The organism is Streptomyces sp. NPDC002018, assembly GCF_042890865.1.
GTDB lineage: Bacteria > Actinomycetota > Actinomycetes > Streptomycetales > Streptomycetaceae > Streptomyces.
This window is the reverse complement of record NZ_JBIASO010000052.1, coordinates 1-4,964: the sequence shown is the minus strand read 5'-3', so window position 1 is coordinate 4,964 and position 4,964 is coordinate 1. Positions and strand designations below refer to the sequence as shown.

Annotated in this window: 2 protein-coding genes and 1 pseudogene; all 3 read left to right on the top strand. The window is 72.5% G+C overall.

The features are described from left to right. Positions 1-57 precede the first annotated feature (57 nt). Positions 58-150: pseudogene (locus tag ACFYYH_RS34435) on the top strand (hypothetical protein); the annotation flags it as partial. A gap of 42 nt (positions 151-192) precedes the next feature. Next, positions 193-2,916 (top strand): type I polyketide synthase, encoded by a 2,724-nt coding sequence (locus ACFYYH_RS34430; protein ID WP_388559863.1) that lies wholly within the window; start codon positions 193-195, stop codon positions 2,914-2,916. A gap of 256 nt (positions 2,917-3,172) precedes the next feature. Then, positions 3,173-4,777 carry an FAD-dependent oxidoreductase gene (locus tag ACFYYH_RS34425; RefSeq protein WP_388559860.1) on the top strand — a complete coding sequence of 535 codons (1,605 nt, stop codon included), beginning with the start codon at positions 3,173-3,175 and terminating at the stop codon, positions 4,775-4,777. Positions 4,778-4,964: the final 187 nt, after the last annotated feature.

Sequence of the window (4,964 nt, the reverse complement as noted above, 5' to 3'; positions counted from 1 at the left end):
GATCATGCCGTTCTCGACACGGTTCTCCTGCCCGGTACGGCTTTTGTCGAGCTTGCCGTGCACGCGGGTGACCAGGTGGGATGTGACCTTCTCGAAGACCTGACCCTCGCCGCCCCGCTTGTTCTGCCGGAGGGGTCGGCGGTGCGGTTGCAGGTAGTGGTGGGTGCGCAGGACGGGTCGGGGCGTCGGGACGTGAGTATCCACTCCCGGCCCGACACCGACGACAACGCCGACGCCGGCTGGACCCGGCACGCCACCGGCACCCTCAAAGCCGGGCCTTCGGGACGGGCTCCCGCCGATCTCACCGCATGGCCGCCGGCCGACGCGGCGGAGATCGACACCAGCACGGTGTACGAACGTCTGGCCGGTGAGGGCTACGGCTACGGCCCGGTCTTCCAGGGGCTGCGCCGGGCCTGGCGGCGCGAGGACGAGGTCTTCGCGGAGGTCGCCCTGCCCGACGAACAAGCCGGTGAGGCGGGCTCCTTCACCCTCCACCCCGCACTCCTCGACGCCGCCCTCCACTCCGCCGTGCTCAGGGCCCTGGACGACGGGGCCGAACCCGGACTGCCGTTCTCCTGGTCGGGTGTACGCGTCCACGCCGTCGGAGCCGCCACCCTGAGGGTCCGGCTGTCGACGGACCTGGACACGGACTCGGTCTCCCTGACAATCGCTGACGGAACCGGAGCCCCGGTGGCCTCGGTGGACTCACTGGTGTGGCGTACGGTGTCGGCCGAGGCGCTGCGCGCCGCCGACACCTCCGCGCAGGGCGCCCTCGGCTCCCTCTACGAGGTGGCCTGGCCCGTTGTGTCACCCTCGAAGTCCCCGAGCTCCTCGGCACCGTCGAAGCCCTCGACAACGTCCTCGACATCCGCGACGGAGCCGGCGGCCACGTGGGCAGTGCTGGGCCGAGGCGCCGTCGAGGTGGCCGACTCCCTCGAACTGCCCGACTCGTCCCGGCCCTCGGCGGCCTACGAGACCGTGGCCGCCCTGGCCCGCGCCGTGACCGACGGCACCGCCGTCGTGCCGGACACCGTGCTGTACGTACCGGACGCACCCCTCTCGCCCGTCCCGGCGCCGCAGGACCTCCCGGACGTCCCGGACCTCCCCGCCGAGACCCGGGCCATCACCAAGGCGACACTGGAACTGATCCAGGCCTGGGCCCTGGAGGACGCCCTCACCCCGTCCCGCCTGGTGGTACTGACCCGCGACGCGGTCGCCGCCCCGTCGAACGGCGGCGACGCGTTGGACCTGCGGTACACGGGCCTGTGGGGTCTGGTGCGTACCGCGCAGACGGAGAACCCCGGACGGTTCGCCCTCGTGGACACCGACGGTGAGCCGGCCTCCCTGGCCTCGTTGCCGTCGGCCCTGGCCGCCGACGAGCCGCAGATCGCGATCAGGAACGGCGAGTTGCGCGTGCCCCGGCTCGCAAGGGCCACAGCCACGCTCACAGCCACAGCCACAGCCACGCCCACGGCCACAGTCCCGCCCCCGGCCCCCGCCCAGTCCCCGGCCCCCGCCCAGTCCTCGTCCACCGCCACGACCCCCACCCCCGCCCCGTCCCCCGCCGCGTGGCCCTCCCACCACACCGTGCTGATCACCGGCGCCACCGGCGCCCTCGGCGCACTCGCCGCCCGTCACCTGGTCACCGAGCACGGCGCCCGGCATCTGCTGCTCGTCAGCCGCCGGGGCGAAAGCGCCCCGGGGGCAGCCGAGTTGCGGGAGGAACTGACCGGGCTGGGCGCCTCCGTGACCCTCGCCGCCTGCGATGTCTCGGACCGTACGGCGGTCGTGGAGCTCATCGCCTCGCTGCCCGCGGAGCATCCGCTGACCGCCGTGGTGCACACGGCGGGCGTCCTGGACGACGGTGTCCTCGCCTCCATGACCCCCGACCAACTGGACCGCGTGCTGCGGCCGAAGGTGGACGCCGCCTGGAACCTGCACGAGGCGACGAAGCACCTGGACCTGTCGGCGTTCGTGCTGTACTCGTCCGTCTCCGGCCTGATCGGTCCCCCCGGCCAGGGCAACTACGCCGCCGGGAACACCTTCCTCGACGCGCTGGCCCACCACCGGCGGGCGGCGGGGCTGCCGGCCGTCTCGCTCGCCTGGGGGCTGTGGGGCGAGGCGGGCGGGATGACCGCCCATCTCGACGAGGCGGACCGGCGCCGTATGGCGCGCGGCGGCGTCGTACCGCTCCCGTCCGAGGACGGTATGCGGCTGTTCGACACCGGGGCCGGCCACGGTTCCGCGCTGCTGGCACCCGTACGGCTGAACACGGCGGCCCTGAGCGCGCAGGGCGAGCGGATGCCCGCCGTGCTGCGCGGCCTCGTACGTACCACCGCGCGCCGGGCGGCGACGGCCGGGAACGGTGGCGCGGCCCCGCTCACCCAGCGGCTGGCGGGGATGAACCCGGCGGAACGGGACCGGGCGCTGGCGGACCTGGTGCGCGCGGAGGTGGCCACGGTGCTCGGCCACTCGGGGCCGGAGTCCGTGGACGGCAACCGCGCGTTCAAGGAACTGGGCTTCGACTCCCTGGCGGCCGTGGAACTGCGCAACCGCCTGAACGCGCTCACCGGACTGAGGCTGCCCGCCACCCTTGTGTTCGACCATCCGACCCCGATGAGTCTGGTCGGCCACCTGGCCATGGAACTCGTGCCCGCCGGGGGCGTCAACGGGGGCGCGGCCGAGGGCGGGTCCGTCCTGGGGACGCTGGAGCGACTGGAGGCGGGCGTACGGTCGGGAGCCGCGTACGGCGCGGAGCGCGAGGCGGTGACCAACCGGCTGGAAAGCCTCTTGTCGTTGCTGCGGACGGCCGGGACGACGACCGGCACCGACGGCGCCCTCTCGGACGACGACATCCGCTCGGCGCCGGTGGAGGAACTGCTGAGCCTCATCGAGGAAGAACTGGACGTCAACTGATCGGACCCCGACCTGAACCGGTCCCCGAGGTGCCGCCGCGGCATCTCCCCCGAGGTGCCGCCGCGACAACCGGGGCCGAAGGGCCCGAAGGTCATATAGGGGGTTGTTAGGGGTGGCACGCGCCATCGCGTCAGTAGGGTTTTGGCTGAAAGACGAGAACGGGGGCCCGCGCGCGCGGGGACGCACACGGCGTTGAACGAGCCGTGTGCCACCGCCGCGGGCCGCGCAGAGTACACAGCAACGGGGGAGAAACATCATGGCCGATGGCTGGATGCTTGCCGACCTGGAGCTCCTCGCTCCGGATCCGGCCACGGACGCGGCGCTCTCGGCAGCCGCCGCGCCCGTCCTCACGGACACTCCCAACCGGGAGTCCGTCTCCATCACACCCAACGACCCGCGCTATCAGGACCTGCTCCTGCGCGGTTACAACCGGCGGTTCACCGGCAGCCCGGACAACATCCGTGTCGTCACAGGCACCGGACAGGTCATCGACGCCGTCAACGACGCGGTGCGCGAGGGCAAGCAGATCGGGGTGCGCGGCGGAGGCCACAACCTCGACGGTCTGGTCGACGATCCCCGGGTGCGCAGTGTCATTGACATGACCGGTATGCGCGCCATCTCCTACGACCCGGTGATGCGGGCCTTCTCCATCGAGGCCGGTGCCACGCTGGGCGAGGTCTACCGCACCCTCTACTACGGCTGGGGAGTGACCCTCCCGGGCGGCGCCTGTCCGCCCGTCGGGGTCGGCGGTCATATCACCGGAGGCGGCTACGGCGCCCTGTCGCGGCAGTACGGGCTCGTCGCCGACAACCTGTACGCGGTCGAGGTCGTGGTGGTCCCCGCCCGGGGCAGCGCCAGGGCCGTGGTGGCCACACGCGAACCCGGCGACCCCAACCGCGATCTGTGGTGGGCCCATTCCGGGGGCGGCGGGGGGAACTTCGGTGTGGTCACCCGGTTCTGGCTGCGCTCTCCGAACGCCAGGACCAACGACCCCGGCCGGATCCTGCCCAAGGCGCCCGGCGGAACCCTGGTGTCCAGGGCCGTCTGGAGCTGGAACGAACTGGACAGGAACACGTTCGTGCGGATCGCCAGGAACATCGGTGTGTGGCACGAGCGCCACAGCGCGCCCGGTATGAAGGAGAACGCGCTCTACGGAGGGTTCATCGCGCCACGGTCCGAGCTGGGCACGGTGACCGTCGCCGGCCAGATCGACCCGACGGTGGAGGGCAACGAGCAGATCCTCCAGGACTACATCGAGGCCGCGTGCGAGAACGTCGGAGTCAAGCCGACGATCATCACGTCCGCGCGACTGCCGTGGCTGACGACCATCATGTCGTACGTCGACACCGGCATCGGGCTCGGCGCCAAGGCGCCCCTGCGGTCGAAGACCAAGGGCGCGTACCTCAGGAGGCGTTACACCGACAGCCAGATGGAGACGGTGCACGCCTATCTCACCGGGCCCGACTACCACCACGGCCCGGCGGCGTTCGCGCTCTCCTCGTACGGCGGGCAGATCAACGCCCTGGCGCCGGACGCGACCGCCACCTCCCACCGGCGGGCCGTGCTGCTGGGGGCCATCTACAGCTACTGGGACAAGGCCGAGGACGACGCCCGGCACCTCACCTGGCAACGGGACTTCTACCGGGACCTCCACCAGAACGCCGGGGGAGTGCCGGCACCCGGCGACCAGTACGACGGCTGCTACATCGGCTGGCCCGACGTCGACCTCGCCGACCCCGCCCTGAACACCTCACGCACGACCTGGCAGACGCTGTTCTACGCGGACAACTACGCCCGGCTGAAGAAGATCAAGAAGGTCTGGGACCCGCGGGGCGTCTTCCGCCACGCGCTCTCGGTCTGACCGGTCGCACTCGTTCCGACCACGACCGGTCCGAAGCACGGCTGACCGACGTTTCCGATCCCCGGGGCGCCCCCCCCCCCCCCGGGGGGGGGCCCGGCCCCCCCCCGGGGGGGGGGCCGCCCCGCCCCCCCCCCCCCGCGGGCCGGCCAGACAACGGCGGGGCCCGCCAAAACCACGGCGGGGCCGG

Coding starts and splice junctions, on each gene's coding strand:
- ACFYYH_RS34425 (WP_388559860.1), top strand. CDS start 3,173: ATGGCCGATGGCTGGATGCTTGCCGACCTGGAGCTCCTCGCTCCGGAT.